At 62.7% G+C, this 16,626-nt stretch carries 15 protein-coding genes; 6 read left to right on the top strand and 9 right to left on the bottom strand.

All coding sequences use genetic code 11. The annotated features are described in order from the left end of the window. Nucleotides 1–19 precede the first annotated feature (19 nt). Together ACDC67_RS12515 and hemN are read right to left on the bottom strand one after the other, a co-directional pair. Nucleotides 20–781, bottom strand: coding sequence for a helix-turn-helix domain-containing protein (locus ACDC67_RS12515; protein ID WP_376693622.1), 762 nt, complete (start codon nt 779–781; stop codon nt 20–22). Nucleotides 782–791: 10 nt separating this feature from the next. Continuing rightward, nucleotides 792–2,186: an oxygen-independent coproporphyrinogen III oxidase gene (gene hemN, locus ACDC67_RS12510; protein WP_376693620.1), complete on the bottom strand. Its 1,395-nt coding sequence runs from the start codon at nt 2,184–2,186 to the stop codon at nt 792–794. A 157-nt stretch (nt 2,187–2,343) separates the two neighbouring features. Here hemN and ACDC67_RS12505 point away from each other — a divergent pair, with 157 nt between their 5' ends. Beyond that, nucleotides 2,344–4,824, top strand: coding sequence for a prolyl oligopeptidase family serine peptidase (locus ACDC67_RS12505; RefSeq protein ID WP_376693618.1), 2,481 nt, complete (start codon nt 2,344–2,346; stop codon nt 4,822–4,824). Between the two features lie 274 nt (nt 4,825–5,098). Here the strand turns inward: ACDC67_RS12505 and ACDC67_RS12500 are convergent, their stop codons facing one another. Further along, nucleotides 5,099–5,536, bottom strand: a complete 438-nt coding sequence (locus ACDC67_RS12500; RefSeq protein ID WP_376693617.1) for an urease accessory protein UreH domain-containing protein — start codon at nt 5,534–5,536, stop codon at nt 5,099–5,101. A 7-nt stretch (nt 5,537–5,543) separates the two neighbouring features. On the opposite strand from ACDC67_RS12500, the gene ACDC67_RS12495 reads away from it, so the two are divergent. Both ACDC67_RS12495 and gmtX read left to right on the top strand, forming a co-directional pair. Beyond that, nucleotides 5,544–5,858 carry a hypothetical protein gene (locus tag ACDC67_RS12495; RefSeq protein WP_376693615.1) on the top strand — a complete coding sequence of 105 codons (315 nt, stop codon included), beginning with the start codon at nt 5,544–5,546 and terminating at the stop codon, nt 5,856–5,858. A 271-nt stretch (nt 5,859–6,129) separates the two neighbouring features. Next, nucleotides 6,130–6,810 (top strand): gamma-mobile-trio protein GmtX, encoded by a 681-nt coding sequence (gene gmtX / locus ACDC67_RS12490; protein ID WP_376693614.1) that lies wholly within the window; start codon nt 6,130–6,132, stop codon nt 6,808–6,810. A gap of 392 nt (nt 6,811–7,202) precedes the next feature. On the opposite strand, the gene ACDC67_RS12485 is transcribed toward gmtX, so the two are convergent. Continuing rightward, nucleotides 7,203–9,200 (bottom strand): hypothetical protein, encoded by a 1,998-nt coding sequence (locus tag ACDC67_RS12485; protein ID WP_376693613.1) that lies wholly within the window; start codon nt 9,198–9,200, stop codon nt 7,203–7,205. Nucleotides 9,201–9,218: 18 nt separating this feature from the next. Continuing rightward, entirely contained in the window at nt 9,219–10,751 is a 1,533-nt protein-coding gene (locus ACDC67_RS12480; protein ID WP_376693611.1) for a S1 family peptidase, read from the bottom strand. A 271-nt stretch (nt 10,752–11,022) separates the two neighbouring features. Here ACDC67_RS12480 and ACDC67_RS12475 point away from each other — a divergent pair, with 271 nt between their 5' ends. Genes ACDC67_RS12475 through ACDC67_RS12465 form a run of 3 tightly spaced genes read left to right on the top strand, consistent with a single transcriptional unit; the run spans nt 11,023 to nt 11,670 of the window. Then, on the top strand, nt 11,023–11,244 hold the full coding sequence (locus ACDC67_RS12475; protein WP_376693609.1) for a hypothetical protein: 222 nt from the start codon (nt 11,023–11,025) through the stop codon (nt 11,242–11,244). A gap of 39 nt (nt 11,245–11,283) precedes the next feature. Next, nucleotides 11,284–11,415, top strand: a complete 132-nt coding sequence (locus ACDC67_RS12470) for a hypothetical protein (RefSeq protein ID WP_376693608.1) — start codon at nt 11,284–11,286, stop codon at nt 11,413–11,415. 15 nt (nt 11,416–11,430) lie between these two features. After that, a complete protein-coding gene (locus tag ACDC67_RS12465; RefSeq protein ID WP_376693606.1) occupies nt 11,431–11,670 on the top strand; it encodes a hypothetical protein in 240 nt (79 codons plus the stop codon). 686 nt (nt 11,671–12,356) lie between these two features. Here the strand turns inward: ACDC67_RS12465 and ACDC67_RS12460 are convergent. The 4 genes from ACDC67_RS12460 to ACDC67_RS12445 form a co-directional block, all read right to left on the bottom strand. Further along, nucleotides 12,357–13,067: a sulfite exporter TauE/SafE family protein gene (locus ACDC67_RS12460; protein WP_376693605.1), complete on the bottom strand. Its 711-nt coding sequence runs from the start codon at nt 13,065–13,067 to the stop codon at nt 12,357–12,359. 177 nt (nt 13,068–13,244) lie between these two features. Beyond that, nucleotides 13,245–13,535 carry a cbb3-type cytochrome oxidase assembly protein CcoS gene (ccoS, locus tag ACDC67_RS12455; protein WP_376693603.1) on the bottom strand — a complete coding sequence of 97 codons (291 nt, stop codon included), beginning with the start codon at nt 13,533–13,535 and terminating at the stop codon, nt 13,245–13,247. An 83-nt stretch (nt 13,536–13,618) separates the two neighbouring features. Beyond that, nucleotides 13,619–16,108, bottom strand: coding sequence for a heavy metal translocating P-type ATPase (locus ACDC67_RS12450; RefSeq protein ID WP_376693601.1), 2,490 nt, complete (start codon nt 16,106–16,108; stop codon nt 13,619–13,621). After that, nucleotides 16,105–16,623 carry a FixH family protein gene (locus tag ACDC67_RS12445; RefSeq protein WP_376693600.1) on the bottom strand — a complete coding sequence of 173 codons (519 nt, stop codon included), beginning with the start codon at nt 16,621–16,623 and terminating at the stop codon, nt 16,105–16,107. The genes ACDC67_RS12450 and ACDC67_RS12445 overlap by 4 nt, the downstream gene beginning before the upstream one ends. Between the last annotated feature and the right edge of the window lie 3 nt (nt 16,624–16,626).

Raw genomic sequence — 16,626 nt, 5'->3', positions numbered from 1 at the left:
CGGCTGAGGGTGGATCTGGTTACCCGGCTGCAGCGTGCGGCCGGGTGGCTTCCTCGACATGGGCCTGCTCGGCCAGGGCCGTGCGATCGAGGATCCGGACGTTCTTGCCTCTCACGTGGATGACGCCGTCGCGCTGCAGGGCTGACAGGGTGCGCGAGACGGTCTCGATGGTCAGCCCGAGGTAGTTGGCGATGTCGCGCCGGTCCATCGACAGGCGGAACAGGTCCGGGTCGAGCTGACGGCGTTCGAGCCGGCGCGAGAGGCTGAGCAGGAACAGGGCCACGCGGGTGCGCGCGTCCAGCCGTCCGACCACCAGCAGCAGCTTGCGGGCCTCGGCCATCTCCTCGGCCAGCAGGCGCAGCATGACCTGGTTGAGCCGCTGGCTTTCGCCGAGCATCTTCTGGAAGTCCGCGATCGGGATCTCGCACAGCCGGCACTCCTCCAGCGCAACGGCCGAACCGGCGTGCTTGCCGGTGGAGAAGGCGTCCAGCCCGATGACATCGCCAGGCAGGTAGAAGCCGGTGACCAGTTCATCCCCGTCGCGCGAAATCTCGTACGCCTTGATCGAGCCCGAGCGCAGGACGGCCAGTTGCCTGGAGGGCTGGCCGCCGTGGTGCAGGTGAGCGTTGCGATCCACGCCCTGGCGGCGCCGGATGACGCCGTTGAGCCGGTCGCGCTCGTCGGGGTTGATGTCCTGGGCGAAGCACAGGCTGAACAGCACGCAGTCGTTGCAGCCGTTGTCCTTGATGGTCAGATCCGGTGCGGTGCTGTTCGACGGCATGGCATGCGTCCTAGACGATGCGTGAGAAGCGGCCGCGCGCTTGCCCGGCGGGTGCCAGGTAGGCGTCGAAGACCTTCGCGATCGCGCGCAGGAAAAGCAGGCCGTTGGGGGTGACCTCCAGGCCGTCCGGCCCGAGTTCGATCAGCCCGTCCTCGGCCAGTGGCTTCAGGCGCTCGAGCTCGTCGGCGAAATAGCGCCGGAAGACGAGCTGGTAGTCACGCTCGATGTCGCGGTAGACCAATTCGCCGTTGCACATGATGCGCTCGATGATGTCGGCGCGAATGCGATCGTCGGTGTTGCGGGTCAGCCCGCGTGCGGTCGGCAGGTGGCCCTCGATCAGCGATACCGTCCAGTCCTCGATCTTGCGGTGGTTCTGGGCGAAGCTGTCGCCGACCTGGCTGATCGCGCTGGGGCCGAAGCTGATCAGGTCCAGCCCGCCGTGGGTCGAGTAGCCCTGGAAGTTGCGCACCATGGTGCCGCCCCGCTTGGCCTTGACCAGCGAGTCCTCGGGCCGTGCGAAGTGGTCCATGCCGATGAACTCGTAGCCGGCGTCGAGCAGGCGCGCGAGCGTGTTGCGGAAGACCGCCAGCTTGGTCGCCGGGGTGGGCATCTGCTCGATGTCGATCTGGCGCTGGGCCTTGAACAAGTGCGGCAGGTGGGCGTAGTTGAACAGCGAGATGCGGTCGGGGTTCATGCTGATGATTGACTCGACCGTGCGCGAAAAGCCGGTCGTGGTCTGCAGCGGCAGGCCGTAGATCAGGTCCACGCTGATCGAGTCGAAGCCCACGCCGCGGGCTGCCCCGATGACCGAGCCGACCATGGCCGTGTCGTGCACGCGGTTGACGGCCTTCTGAACCTCCGGGTCGAGATCCTGCACACCCACCGAGATGCGGTTGAAGCCGATGTTTCGCAGTTCGCGGATGCCGGCCGGGTCGATCGTGCGCGGATCGATTTCCAGTCCCAGCTCGGCGTCGGCGGCGAAGTGGAAATGGGTGCGCAAAAGCGCCATGAGCTGGCGAATCTGGTCGCTGCGCAGGAAGGTCGGTGTGCCGCCGCCGAGGTGCAGCTGGCGCACCGGGCGGTCGCGGTCGAAGCGCGGGGCGACCAGTCTCAGCTCCTTCTCCAGGTTGACCAGGAACTCCTGGCCGGCCGTGCTCGAACGCGTGATGACGCGGTTGCAGGCGCAGTAGAAGCAGGGGCTGGCACAGAAAGGGACATGGACGTAGACCGACAGGTCGGCCGGGATGGGCAGCCGGTTGCTCTCGGCGATGGCCGCTTTGAACTCGGCCGCGCCGAAATCCTCGCTGAACTGCACAGCGGTCGGGTAGGAGGTGTAACGAGGGCCCTCGCCGCCGTGCTTGGCGATCAACTCGGCATCGAAAGTGGGGCGCATCAATTCGGACATGGCGATCTTGCCGCAAGTGGTTGACTGGATACGGGCGCCAGATTAGCCCCGACGGAGCCATTCCGAATTGATCATCGTCAAAAAGCTCCACCTGCGCCGGTGGCCAGCGCTTCTGTTACATTCTGTCGCTGTATCCACGCCCATTCCGGAGCCCGCAGTGATTCGATCTTGCCTGTTCGCCCTCACCCTCCTGCTCCCATTTTCGTTCGTCCTGGCCGAGGAAGAAGCGCCCGAGCCGGTCGCTGTCGACGAAGTGCTGGCACTCGGTCCGCTGCCCGTCGATGCTGAACGCATGGACAAGGCCGGGCATGCCGACGATCTGCGCCGGGCCCTGGTGGGCCAGCTCGGCGAAGGCGCGCTGCCGCGCCCTGGCGAGGCCGTGACGGCCTTCGGTCAGCGCAGCGAGTGGGGCGCGGTCTCGCCGTCATCGACGGGCAGCGAGCGGCGGCTGCAGCTGTGGTGGTTCCAACTCGAGACCGAACGCTTCGTGCGCGGTCACCTCAAGGTCGAGGACCTGCGCAACGCCGTCGTCTTCGTCGACGGCCGCAAGGTCGATGCCAGCGATGAGGGCCATGCCCTGGACCTGCGCAACGGCAGCCATGGCGTCTGGATCGTGCACGAAGGTTCGACCGAGGACGGCGAACCTTCCGTGGCCTGGCAGGGCCGTTCCGGGAATGACCGTGCCGCCGCCCACACCCGGTCCGAGCGCCGTGTCTCGGCCCAGCGCCTGACCAATGCCGAGACCGTGGGCGATCTGGCCATCTCGCCCGACGGGCGCTACCTGGCCCTGGCCTACGAGCGCCGCGACGAAGCGGCCGGCACCGAAATCCGCCGCCTCGAGATTCGCGACCTGCAGACCGATCGCGTCGTGCGGCAGTGGACCGCCGATCGGCCCGCGGCGCTGGCCTGGAGCCCGGACGGCTCGAAGCTGGCGGTACAGACGGGCAACAGCCTGTGGCTGCACGAGCGCGACTCCGGAAAGGCACGCGCCCTGCTGCTCGAGCACGAGGGCATCGGGAGCTGGCGCTGGCACCCGGATTCCGGCTCCATCCTGTTCAACTGGGTCAAGAAGGACGAGGCCGAGACCGACAAGCGCCGCCGGCTGCGGGCCCTGGAAGACCGCTGGGCCGGTTTCCGCGACTTGAGCCAGCTCTACCAGGTCGACGTCGACAGCGCCATCGTGCGCGCGCTCACGGCCGAAGAACGCTCGGTCAACCTGCACGACATCGTCGACGGCCGCGCGCTGCTGTCACACAACGTGATCGACTACGCCGCGCCGCCGCACGGTCTCACCCGGGTGTTCGAGATCGACCTCGACAACGGGCAGCAGCGCGAGATCGCCCGCCTGCGCCAGTTCAACGATATCCGTTATGCCGACGACGGCTATTGGCTGCTGGCCGGGCCCGGCCTGTCCTTCGGCGATGGCGACACCACGCCGGAAGACGTGATCCCGAACGACTACGACACGCAGCTCTATCGCCTGTCGACCGACGGTACCCGGGCCGTCAGCCTCAGCCGCGCGTTCGATCCGGCCTTCAGCGGCATCGAGCGCCTGGCCGACGGCAACCTGCTGCTGTCGGCGGTTTCCGGTGAAGAGTCGGTACTCGTCCACTACGACCGCGATGCCGAGGCGCTGAACATCGTCGACAGCGGCTTCAGCGTCGTCGAGTCCTTCGTCGCCTCACGCACCTCGCCGCCGACGGTGGTGGCGCGCGGCAGCGATGCCGACGCGCCGCAGCGCGTGCATCGCGTCGGCCTCGACGGCGAAACCGAGGTGCTGGTCGATTCGCGCGAGACGGCCTATCCGGACGTGGTGTTCGGCGAGGTTCGCGACTGGTCCTTCACCAACGACGACGGCGTCGAGATCGACGGTCGTTACTACCTGCCGCCGGACTTCGATGCCGAAAAGCAGTACCCCCTGATCGTCTACTACTACGGCGGCACCGTGCCCGTGAACCGTCAGTTCACCGGCCGCTACCCTTTCAATCTCTGGGCCGCGAACGGTTATGTCATCTACGTTGTCCAGCCCAGGGGCGCCATCGGCTACGGCCAGAACTTCTCGGCCAGGCACGTCAACGCCTGGGGCGACTATGCCGCCGACGATATCGTCGAGGGCACGCAGCAATTCGTCCAGGCCCACGATTTCGTCAGCGAAGATCGGATCGGCAACATCGGCGCCAGCTACGGCGGCTTCATGACCATGCACCTTGCGACCAAGACCGACATCTTCGCCGCGTCGATCTCGCACGCCGGCATCAGTGCGCTGACCAGCTACTGGGGCGAGGGCTGGTGGGGTTATTCCTATTCGGGCATTGCCAGCAAGGGCAGCTTCCCCTGGAACAACCGCGAGCTCTACGTCGAGCAAAGCCCGGTCTACAACGCCGACAAGATCGAAACCCCGATGCTCCTGCTCCACGGCGAGGACGACACCAACGTGCCGGTGGGCGAAAGCGACAACATGTTCACCGCGCTCAAGCTCCTGGGGCGCGAAGTCGAGATGGTCGAGTTTCCCGGCCAGGACCACTGGATCCTCGACCGGGAACAGCGCTACATCTGGTGGGACAGCATCCTGGCCTGGTACGACCGCTGGCTCAAGGATGAACCCGAATGGTGGCAGCACCTGTATCCGGAGTCGTAGCGGGTTTGCGTTGACTCACGCAGAGCCGTGGATTGCGTGGAGAAGAGAAAACCTTTGAAACGCAAAGACGCAAAGACGCGAAGTGAAAATCAAAATCACCAGGTTTCAGAACGAGAATTTGCTTCGATGAAGATCCTCTTTCGTCTTTGGTGGTCCTCTGTGTAGTCAGTTTTTTGTTTCTTCGCGTCTTTGCGTTCAAAAGATTTTGATTTTGACCCCAGCTGCGCGCTCTGAAACGCCGCGGCTCTGCGTGAAATTCACTTCAAGGGCGCCTCTAGGTGACGCACTCGACAAGAAATTGCATCCAGGGGTGGTCGATGGCGTGCGCCAGCCAGGGGCCGGCTGCGATCAGAAGCCCGGTCAGGGCCAGCAAAGATGCCGCCAGCCAGCGCAGGCCCGGGCGGTTGATGGCCGAGCGGAATTTCAGCATCACCAGGCCGCCGCCAAGCAGAAGCGGCACGGTGCCAATGCCGAAGGCCAGGATCATGGCGGTGGTCGCCAGCGGGTCAGCCAGCATCACGGCGGTGGCGACGACGGTGTAGAGCAGGCCGCAGGGCAGCAGGCCCCAGAGCAGGCCCAGGCCGATGGCGTTGTCCAGGGACTTCACGGGAAGAAACTTCGCGAAGATGGGCATCATGCGCCGGGTCAGCGGCGCGGCCAGTTGTCCCGCGACGTCGCGGAAACGACCCGGCAGGGCGATGTAGACGGCCATCAGCACGGTGCTGGAGCGTCGCTATGAGAAGCAGAAATTGGAGGCTGATGAGTACGCCAAGGACTTCATTGCCTGTTTCAACCTGATCCGGCGCTTGATGGAAATTGAGAGCCAGTGCGACGAGACCGACGAGGGGCAGAAGATTGTTGCCGTGGGATCGCAAGAGTACCTGGCGGGGAGCATGCGCTTTATAGAAACTAGTTCTGAGCTGCGGCACCGGTCGCTTCTCTGCGAGGACGCAGAACTTCTTTTCCCGACTTGCAGGATGAACTTCGGAAGACTCCGGCAATTGAAAGGCGGAGCCGCCAGCTCAACCGCATGATGATGCGGAGGGGGTATCAGCCTGTACTGATGGAAATGGACGACCGCGCGCAACTAATTGTCGGAAACGCCATGCTTCGCAGAATGGCCAAGATCGCCCATCCGAGCGACAAGCTAGAAGACTACCGTATCGCGACGAACTACATCGAGACTTAGCAATATTTGGTCGAAGATGGGCTCCGCGAGGCAGGCATTGAACAGATGAACCCGGCAACTCCGCTGGCTCTGCAGAGCCTCAACCTAAGGCTTATCGAAAGCAAGGATATGGTGTGATGGAGATCAATATCGACGTCATTCTTGAGGATCTCAAAGACGGCAAGACGACGAAGACGCAGCGATCGCTCGAAAAGCTCAACGCGACCTTGTGCGCCAGCTACGAACGCGGCGAACGCGACTTTTCGATCACCACCATCGGTCGACTTTCGGCGGAAGACGGCGGGGTCGGCTACGAATCCATCCGGGCGACCGCTAACCAGCACTACCGCAATCTGGTCAAGGCATGGGCGGCGAAAGCCAAGACCACTACCAAAAAGCCCCTCAGCAGCCATAGCCGATCCCGGCGAGTGCCTCAGGACAATCAACTGCTTGAGCGCATTCCGGATCCCGCCCTGCGGGTGCTGTTCGGCCAGATCATCGCCGAGCGCAATCGCTACCGTACCCAGCTCAACATTCTCAAGAACCACGCCGAGGTCGTGATCGATAAGCGCCCTGTCAGGCAGATGGAAGCCAGCGCCAAACCCTCCGTCGAGCTTCTTCGTTCGCTCGAGGGCATAGTCTCGGATAACGAGATCAAGGCGCTGCGGTTCGCCGCTTCCGACGAATGTATCGAGCGCCAAGGGTGGTTGGTCACGCAAGCCGGACAAGTGAAAGACGAGCTTGGGGGGGAGGTGTTTCCCCGTGGTTTCATGACGGGGCTGCACAAGATTGTCGGGGAGGTTGATTGCGATGAGTAGTCGCCGGGAGCTTGCACAGGGGTATACCGAGCGCGTCGATCAGTGGATCGCGGTGCGCGATCGGTGCAGCGATTACCTTGAATACGAGCGTAGCGGTGAGGTCAACCGAGGCGCGTTGTGTGCCGAGCTCGATTTTAGCCGCTGTCAATTGTAATGATTAACGCTACTTTACAAGCACTGACGCTACCGGCCAGTTTGGACAGCCATGCGCTGGATGAGCCACCGCACCTCATTCTGCAACCACGCAACACCAACAATGTCCAGATTCAGTGTGATCCAGAGGTTTGAGGTGCGGCGAAAAGCGGACGAAGTCGCACTACGATGCCAGGCGTCAGGGATTTGAGGCGCCAATGGACTCATGTCGCTATCTGTACCTCTCGCCATCATGAAGCTTACTCATGCGGTTGTCGCTTGGGAGAGAGTTCGACAACCCATGCCCGCCAGTCCGTGGGGCTGGCGGCTTCGCTGGTCCGGAGCAGAATTCTCTGCCCGTCGGCACTGACGTCAACCGCCCTAACTTCGCCCCAGCGCGATGACGATAAACCCAGTTCAGCAAGCACATCGGTCATGCTCACGATGCCGGTTTTTGCGGTCCAGACAAAGGCGCGAACGGGGCGCGAGGCGCCGTCGTTGATGGTCACCTGATAGGTCCCAACAGCCAAGCTTCCGTTGTCGCTGGCGTGCTGAGCGAAGTTCGTGCGCCCATTGGAATCCGGTAGTTCGCCGAAGTAGACCGTGCCGTGGTCTTCGTTCCACAGCCAAGCCTGACCCAGGTGGGGGTGGTCGGCAGGCACTTCGGCGCCCTGGCCGCCACCGAGTATGATCGAGCAGTCATCGTTGCAGGCAAACGCCCGCCTCAGAACCGCGCCGTACTGGTCGCGCAAGTACTCCGGCTCCTCTTCAACCCAGCGGGTGGCCCGCTCGCGAGGGAAATTTCCGTCGCCTGGATAGTCTGTCTGGGCGCCGGCGACCACGCGCCCGTCTCTCGACACGGCTTCTCCACGCCCTTCAAAGTTTGGATCGTCGCTAGGTGAGAGCGGCAACAATCGTTGTCCGCTCTCGGCATCCCAAAGCCATGGGCGATCTTCGAGTCTTCCGTCACCGGTCAGGTACTTTCCGCCATTAGAACTGCCTAGCACAATAGAGGAGTCCAGATTGAATCCAGGAATCTCCTGCCAACCTTGATCGGGCACCCATCGTATCGGAACAACTCCGGTCACGTTTCCTTGAGAATCCTCTTCCGCACGGATTGCAACCAACTCGTCTGCTTCATCTCGCCATAGCATTGTGCTATTGGAAACAATTGCACCTTCAAGATCCTTGACCGAGGATTCTCCTGGATGCCAAATCCAACCGCGATCAGATGAGTTATAGCCAGCGACCGCGCCATTCTCAGCCATCGTGGCAGCGCGATAGACGGGGCCTGTTTCTCCGCTGGGGGTGTTGGAGGTTGGGAGGGGCACTTCTTCGATATTGAGATCATAGATATCGCTCAACTTGGGCCGTTCGTATGGACACGCCGGCCGCTGCAGGCCGGTCAGTCGCTCCAGATCCAGCGTACCCGTGCCGAATCCCGACTCTGTAGCATCCCAGGCGAGCACACCGCCGTCGCAATCCAGCTCGAGCGCCAGCATGCCCCAGGGCTGTTGTTCGACATCCGCCGGGTCGAATGGCACGCCAAAGCGCGCACCAGAGGTCACCATCATGTCCGAAAAGACGATCTGGTCGCCCTGGCGCCCGCCGACGCCGACCAGCCATTGCTGTTCTCCGTCATTGTCATAGGTGTACCAAATGATTATTGCTTCGTCGCGACTCAGCCACTGCAGGGAAAAGCCGTGCCCGGACTCGTCCGGTTCGTACCAAGACCCGCTCAGCCCGGCGTCTTCGGTGACAGGCTCCAGCGGACTGCCGTGAATCGGTGAGTGGCAGTCCGCGCCCATAGTCCGTGTCAGCCGCTCGATGCTCATCGTCTGCTGCTGGCCAAAGGCGTCGTAGGAAAATTTGCCATCCAGGCAGCCGGAAAACCACATCTGCGCCTCCCCAACCAGTTCACTTTCGACGTCGTCGGGGTCGAAGTCTGAACCGAACCTGGCGCCGGAGGTAACGTAGAGTTCCGGAAACTCGATCCATTCGCCTTCATCCGTGCGACGTATGTTGCCGGACCCGATCAGCCAACGCTGATCGCCGGATTCGTCGTAGGTGAACCAGTACACTACCGCACTGTCTTCATCGACGATTTCCAGCGTCCAGCCCGCGCCGCTGCTGGCCGGCTCATACCAATGTGCGGTGTGGCCCGGGCCCACGATTTGGGCATCATCGGCCGGCGGCGCCGGCTGCCCGTAGGCTACCGACGCCGCCGCGATCAGCACAACTGACAAAACGCGTTGCATAGTTGCTCCTACTCCGAACTACTGAATCGGATAGGTCGGACACGGAAAGGACGTCTGGCTCTGATCGCTGCCGTATTGGTTTGAAAGAGTCAGGGTTACAGAAACCGTTTGGCTCGAACTGCAAGTGCCGAACAAAAACGAAGACTGACTTGAGTCGCCCGTGTTAGTGCTCCAGCTTTTACTGGTTATTCCTTGAGCGTCAAAGTAATCTATAACGCACATGTAGGTCTCGCTGCCGCTATTGGCGATATCGGGGCAAGTGAAGCCATAAATTTCTGGGGCGTTTGCGCCGTGAGTTGTCATAACGGCTAAGTCGTAGAGTGATGCCGTGTCGAGAACAGGCTGGAACCAACTCTGCGGAACTCCTGAGTACTGCTCGTCACAGGTCCCAGCAATTGCATCCTTCCCTCCAACTAAGGTGCCCTGGGCTTGGCCGTCCCCTGTTATAAACGGGCCACCTGAATCACCTGACTTGAGGCAGGCGTTGGTCCTGGTTACCCCCGGTATAAATACCGATTCAATACAAGCATAAAACATGTTGTGCTCTGTGCAAAACTCTTGGTTCATGTTCTTCTCTTGAACCTGGCCGCAATGTGGCCCCCCGGTCCTACGCCCGTAGCGACAAACAGTAGAGTTCAGGGGAGCTTCTACAATGCCAGCATCTTCACTCGGTACATTGAGGATCCCATCATTGTAGCCGTTGATCTCCGACACTGGATTGTATGGTGCATTTGTATCGACCCATGTGCTATCGGAGCTAGGCCAATCCGATGCCTCGAAGTCACCAATAGCAGTGGAGGAATCGCATTCGCTTACGGGATCAAGACCATCCATTGCACAATGAGCGGCAGTCATGTAGCCCTCCACGGAGGAGTCGTCTTCTACTGAAAAGCCAATCGAACATTTCTGCCCACTGTCATTATTCTCATAGCAGTTCGCGCCACGAATAGTTGCCGATAGCTCAGGAAGGCGTTGCAGGACTTCAAGGCGAAGATGCTCATGCTGCTCTGATGACAAATCAATCAGCTTGCGAACCAGTTCCTTAGTCCCAGGTGCGATCCGCACGACGACTGAGTTAGTTGGGTAGTCGATGAAAGAGGCTCGAATTGATCCGGCCAATTCCAGATTGCTCCTTCGCTGATCCCGAATCGAATCTGTTGCCGACCTGAGCTCACCAAGACTGTTTGGGACGACCTGAGCTTCTGCACCGAGTCGGCGAATGATATCGATGTAACCCTTGTCGGTTGTGGCAACCACTAGCGTGACAGTTTCTGGATCAAGCCATGCTCCAGCCCAGGCACTGCCGAGATGATCGCGCAGCGCGTGGTGTATGCGCCTAGCCTCCGCTTCCTTCGCAATTCGGTCGACTGCTTCCTGCTTGCCTATGCCATATAGCGCTCGGTATTCTTCGAGAATGGCGGCATTGGGAATCCGGTTAGACGTTGCTCCCCAAGCCGCAAGGGTGAATAAGAATAAGCTCAGTAGTACCAGAAGTTCCAGCGATAGCCTTCGGGCTGAACAATTGTTTTTGCGATGCATTTGTACCGCCATTTTCGCCTCCACAGGTTGTGGAAATTTAGCCCTTCCCAAGTTCACGCTATCATATTTGTGTTGATCTGTTGAATTTGGGACGCAAATGCAGTCCAGTCTCCGCCGCTTCGGTTCGTCGCGGTTTCGCTGAACCAACTACGCATGGCGACGGCATGAAGTTCCCGGTGTAGAGCGACACCGTAACCTTTCCTTAAGGCGACCCCCAGATTTACGCCCCTCCGGGGTGATTGTCTACACTGCTGTCCTGTTCACTGCAGGGAGCAGCGTACCGATGACCGCTGACCTGGAGGTGCGTATTACCATCAAGACCCTGGCCCATAAGGGCGTTCCCAAGCGGGCCATCGCCCGCCAGCTGGACATGACCGAAGGCAACGTTCGCTATCACCTGAGTCGGCTGGAGGCTGGCACCATCGATGGCCGCAGCCGGCAACAACATAAGGCCGCAGCGCTGGCTGACCCGATCGACTTCTGGCTTCAGGACCGGCAACGGTGAAGGGCGTCGATCAACCTGGCCGAGCTGCATGACTGGCTGGTGGCCGAGTACGATTATGCTGGCAGCCTGCGTTCGCTCAAGCGCTATGTATCCGCGAACTATCCGCCGCCGCGCCAGCGCGCCCGCCGGCGCATCGAGACCCCGCCGGGCGCCCAGGCCCAGATCGACTGAGGGACCTGGCCCAACATGATCATCGCCGGTCAGCGCGTGGATCTGCGGGGCTTCCATCTGTTCCTGTCGCACTCGCGACGGCCCGCTCTGGTCTGGTCCTACAGCCAGGACCAGCTCAGCTGGTTGTGTTGCCACAACCGCGCCTTCGAGCGCGATGGCGGCATCCCGGCAGTGCTGCGGGTCGATAACACCAAGACCACGTTAACCAACGTGCAACGCCCCGGACTACTCGGTGGCCTGATCGGAGAGCCCTAAGAGCTTGGTTCTACACACTCTATTACACAGTGTGTAATTGTATTTGGGAAGGAAAAAGCACTATTGGGTAGTGTTTTCGGTCATTCACTCACTTACTTACACACTATTTGCTATAAGGAGAGATGTCCTGTATCCGGAGTCGTAGCGGGTTTGCGTTGACTCACGCAGAGCCGTGGATTGCGTGGAGAAGAGAAAACCTTTGAAACGCAAAGACGCAAAGACGCAAAGACGCGAAGTGGAAATAAAAATCACCAGGTTTCAGAACGAGAATTTGCTTCGATGAAGATCCTCTTTCGTCTTTGGTGGTCCTCGGTGTAGTCAGTTTTTTGTTTCTTTGCGTTCAAAAGATTTTGATTTTGGCCCCAGCTGCGCGCTCTGCAACGCCGCGGCTCTGCGTGAGATCCACTTCAAGGGCGTCTCTAGTGTACCCCGTCACTCATCTTGTAACTTATAGAGCGCCGTACAAGCCCGAGCGCAAGGCGGCGCTCGCCGGGAAGGGTTGGTCCCTTTGCAAGAGCGCCAACGCCGCGATCGGGCTTGTACGGCGCTCCCTTCGGGCGAGCGCCTCAGGGGCCATCTGCGGCGTTGCAATTGCTTGACGTAGCCCCACTACGCCGGCGCAATCGCGCCTTGCATCTGACCCCTGAGGCACTCGCTATAAGTCACAATATGAGTGACGGGGTACACTAGGTGACGCACTCGACGAGGAACTGCATCCAGGGGTGGTCGATGGCGTGCGCCAGCCAGGGGCCGGCTGCGATCAGAAGCCCGGTCAGGGCCAGCAAAGATGCCGCCAGCCAGCGCAGGCCCGGGCGGTTGATGGCCGAGCGGAATTTCAGCATCACCAGGCCGCCGCCAAGCAGAAGCGGCACGGTGCCAATGCCGAAGGCCAGGATCATGGCGGTGGTCGCCAGCGGGTCAGCCAGCATCACGGCGGTGGCGACGACGGTGTAGAGCAGGCCGCAGGGCAGCAGGCCCCAGAGCAGGCCCAGGCCGATGGCGTTGTCCAGGGACTTCACGGGAAGAAACTTCGCGAAGATGGGCATCATGCGCCGGGTCAGCGGCGCGGCCAGTTGTCCCGCGACGTCGCGGAAACGACCCGGCAGGGCGATGTAGACGGCCATGAGCACGATGATGGCGCCGAGCGCCCAGCGCATGACCTGCGGGGCGGCGTCGGGCACGGCCGCGGCCGGCAGCATGCCGAGCCCGGTGGCGAGCAGCCCGATGGCCAGGTAGCTCGAAATGCGCCCGACATGAAAGCCGATCGCCAGCGCGCCGCGGCCGGAAGGAATCTGCGCATGCAGCAAACCGACGATCCCGCCGCACATACCCAGGCAGTGCGTCGACCCGAACAGGCCGGCGAGCAGGCCGGTGAGAAGGGCGGTTTCAACGTTCATGGTCCGGACTCATTCAATGGCCTTGGGATGAAAACCTTTAAAACGCGAAGCAGCAAAGCAGCAAAGCACGCAAAGACAAGAAAAAGGCGAAACCACCGAAGACACCGAATACACCGAACAAAGCACAATACGGGGAACGACTCCACTATCTGCACGAGCATTTCTGAAACCCGCTCTTCATTTCGGTGCTTTCGGTGTCTTCGGTGGTTCCACTCTTTGCCCTTCTGTTTCTTCGCGCGCGTTGCTGCTTCGCGTCTTTGCGTTTGAAAGGTTTTGATCCTCCGTGACATCGTCCTCGCCAGCGTTCCGATTGCTTCTCCCTGAAGGCTTCTCGTCGTCGTCGAGGATGTCCAGTGCCGGGGTGTCGAGGTCGTCGAACTGGTCGTTTCGGATCGCCCAGAAGAACGCGCCGATGGCCAGGAGCATCAGCAGGATCGACAGGGGGATTAGGACGTAGATGATGTTCATTGACAATAGGGTTTCAGGTTTCAGGTTTCAGGTTTCGGGACTCGGGACTCGGGACTCGGAACTCCGTATCCCGATACCGATCCTCAGGCCTCCGCCGCCGGCCTCGGTACACCACGCTCCCGGTTTTCCTTCCGCGAAGGCTCGGACAGCCGCGGCTTGGCCGAACGGGGTAGCTTGCCGGCTCTTCGGCCGTTGGCGACGACCAGCAGGCTCGACAGCGACATGCCGATGGCCGCGGCCCAGGGCGGGACGAAGCCGGTGGCGGCCAGGGGCAGGGCGAGCAGGTTGTAGGCGAAGGCCCAGGCCAGGTTCTGGCGGATCACGCCGACCACCCGCGGGGCCAGTTCGAAAGCGCGGCTGACGCGATCGAGCGACCGGCCCGTGATCACGAGATCGGCCTGGGTGCGGGCGATGTCGGCGCCTTCGGCCAGGGCCAGGGAAACATCGGCCCCGGCGAGCACCGGGGCATCGTTGATGCCGTCGCCGACCATCGCTACCCGGGCGCCCTCGGCCTGGAGTTGCCGAACCAGGTCCAGTTTGTCGGACGGTTCCAGGTCGCCTTCGAATCGCTCAATTCCGAGCCGTTGCGCCATCTCTGCGACGTTGTCGGTCCGGTCACCCGAGGCGAGCAGTATTTCGACGCCGCGAGCCTTGAGTTGTCCCACCAGTTCGCCGGCACCTTCGCGCAGCGGACTGTCGAGCCGCAGCCAGGCTATCAGCGTGCCGTCTCCCGCCAGGGCGATCCACTGGCCCGGGCCCGGTGGCGCCAGGTCGCGGCCCAGCCTTTCACCGATCCATGCCGGCTTGCCCAGCGCCAGTTCCCGGCCTTCGATGCTGCCGCGTACGCCGGCGGCCATCACGGCCTCGGCGTCTTCGACGCGGCCGCCGTCGTCGTAGTCCTCGAAGGCCGTGGCCACGGGGTGGCGACTGACGCGTTCCAGGCGGCCGGCCAGCCGCAGCACTTCGTCGCGGAGCAGCCCGGAATCGCCCACGCGCACCTGAGACACGCTCATCTGCGGTTGCGTCAGTGTGCCGGTCTTGTCGAGCACGACATGCGTGATTCGCGGCAGCTTCTCGAGCACGTCGCTGCCGGTCGTGAGAATGCCCAGGCGCGCGAAGCCGCGGGCAGCGGAGGCGAGCGCCACCGGTGTACCCAGGGCCAGCGCGCAGGGGCAGGAGACCACCAGCACGGCGATGACCACCGGCAGCACGTGGGCCGGATCGATCTGCGACCACACCAGGGCCGTGACGGCCGCGCCGCTGAGCACGAAGGCGACGAACCAGCCGGCGATGTGGTCGGCGACCCGTGCCAGGCGCGGCTTGTGGTCGCGCGCCTGCTCGAGCAACTGCACGATGCCGGCCAGTACTGTCGACCGCCCCACCTCGCCGACCTCGACCAGGAGCTGGCCGTCTCGCACCATGGAACCGGCGAGCACGGCTTCGTCGAGGCCGCGGCGGCGGGGGGTGGATTCGCCCGAAAGCAGCGCTTCGTCGACCATGGCGCGGCCGTCGACGATGCGGCCGTCGGCCGGTATGGTTTCGCCGGCGCTGACCTGGATGCGGTCGCCGGGTTCGAGTTCGACCAGCGCTACCGGTTCCGGCGTGCCGTCCGGGCCCAGTCTCCGGGCGGCCGCCGGTAACGAGCGTGCCAGGGCCGAATGAACGGAGCCGGCGCGCTGGCGCGTGACCAGCACGGCGTAGCGCCCCAGCAGCAGGAAGAAGATGAACATCACCACCGAGTCGAAGTAGGCCTCGCCGGCGTCGAGCAGGGTCGTGACGATGCTGGCGGTCAGCGCCAGCAGCATGGCGGCGGCGACCGGCACGTCCATGCCCATGCGGCGGCTCTTGAGCGTCCGCCAGGCCGATTCGTAGAAGATCCGGCCGGAGTAAAGGGCCACGGGCACGGCAACCACCATGCTGATCAACTGGAAAAAGCGTTCGCTGGTGGGATCGATATCCTGGAAGGCGCCGATGTAGCCGGCCAGGGCGTAGCTCATCACCTGGACCATGCCCAGGCCGGCGACCACGATGGCCTTGAGCAGGCGGCGGCGTTCCGTTCGGTCGCGTTGTTCGCCGGCCAGGGGAGAATCGAGATGCGGCCGGTAGCCCAGGGCAGCCAGGCGCGAGGCCACCTCGCTCAACGGCGCTCGCGCGGGATCGAACTGCAGGCGGGCCCTTCCGTCGCCGATGTCGACCTGGATCTCGGCCACGCCGTCGAGTTCGCCGACGAAGCGCTTGATCAGCCAGGCGCAGGCGGCGCAGTGGATGTTCTCGAGCACCAGTGTGAGCTGGGCCAGGCCGTCGCAGTCGATGCGGGCGTAGTGGCGCAGAATGGCGTCGCGATCCCAGGCGCTGTAGTCGTCGGGGCGCGCGGCCGCTTCCGGGCGCTCGGGCAGGGCATCGCGGAAATCATAGTAGCGATCCAGCCCGGCCCGGTCGATCAGGGTGGCGACGGCCTGGCAGCCGTGGCAGCACATGGGGCGTGCTTTGCCGCCGATGCTTGTCGAGAGTTCGACACCCGGCGGCACCGGCTCGCCGCAGTGCCAGCAAGGCGTCGACGACCCCTGGCTCACAGCTGTTCCGGATCGAGCCCGATCTGGCCGGTGACGTCGCCGCCGAATCGCCCGGCAAGCCACCAGGTCTGCTGCATGTCGCTGAGGATCACGCGAGCCCGCGCGGGCGGCCGGATGGCGCTCATCTCGGCCTGCCAGCGCTCGTTGTCGACCCGGTGCGCCACCGCCGAGACGTCGCGACCGGCATCGGTCGGGTGCTGGAAGCGCAGCAGCAGCTGATCGGGCAGTTCCTCGAGCTGATTGGCGCTCATGACCAGCTCGGCGGCATCGCCGCTGACCGACAGGGACGCGCCCAGGCCCAGGCGTTCGGCGCGCTCGGCATGTTCGCGCGTGTCGACCAGTGCCTTGCCCAGGGGCTGGTAGTCGCCGGTCACCATCTGGGGCGCGTTCTTGATGCCGATCACCAGCACGCCGGTGCCCGAGGCAACACCCATGCTGAGAATGGCCAGCAGGAACCAGACCCAGAATTCCCGGTACCAGGGCCGGGCGATCGTATCGGTCATGTCGACTTCCATGGC

Origin of the sequence: Wenzhouxiangella indolica, from assembly GCF_042310355.1 — a bacterium.
Taxonomy (GTDB): domain Bacteria; phylum Pseudomonadota; class Gammaproteobacteria; order Xanthomonadales; family Wenzhouxiangellaceae; genus Wenzhouxiangella.
This window is presented reverse-complemented; position numbering and strand designations above follow the sequence as displayed.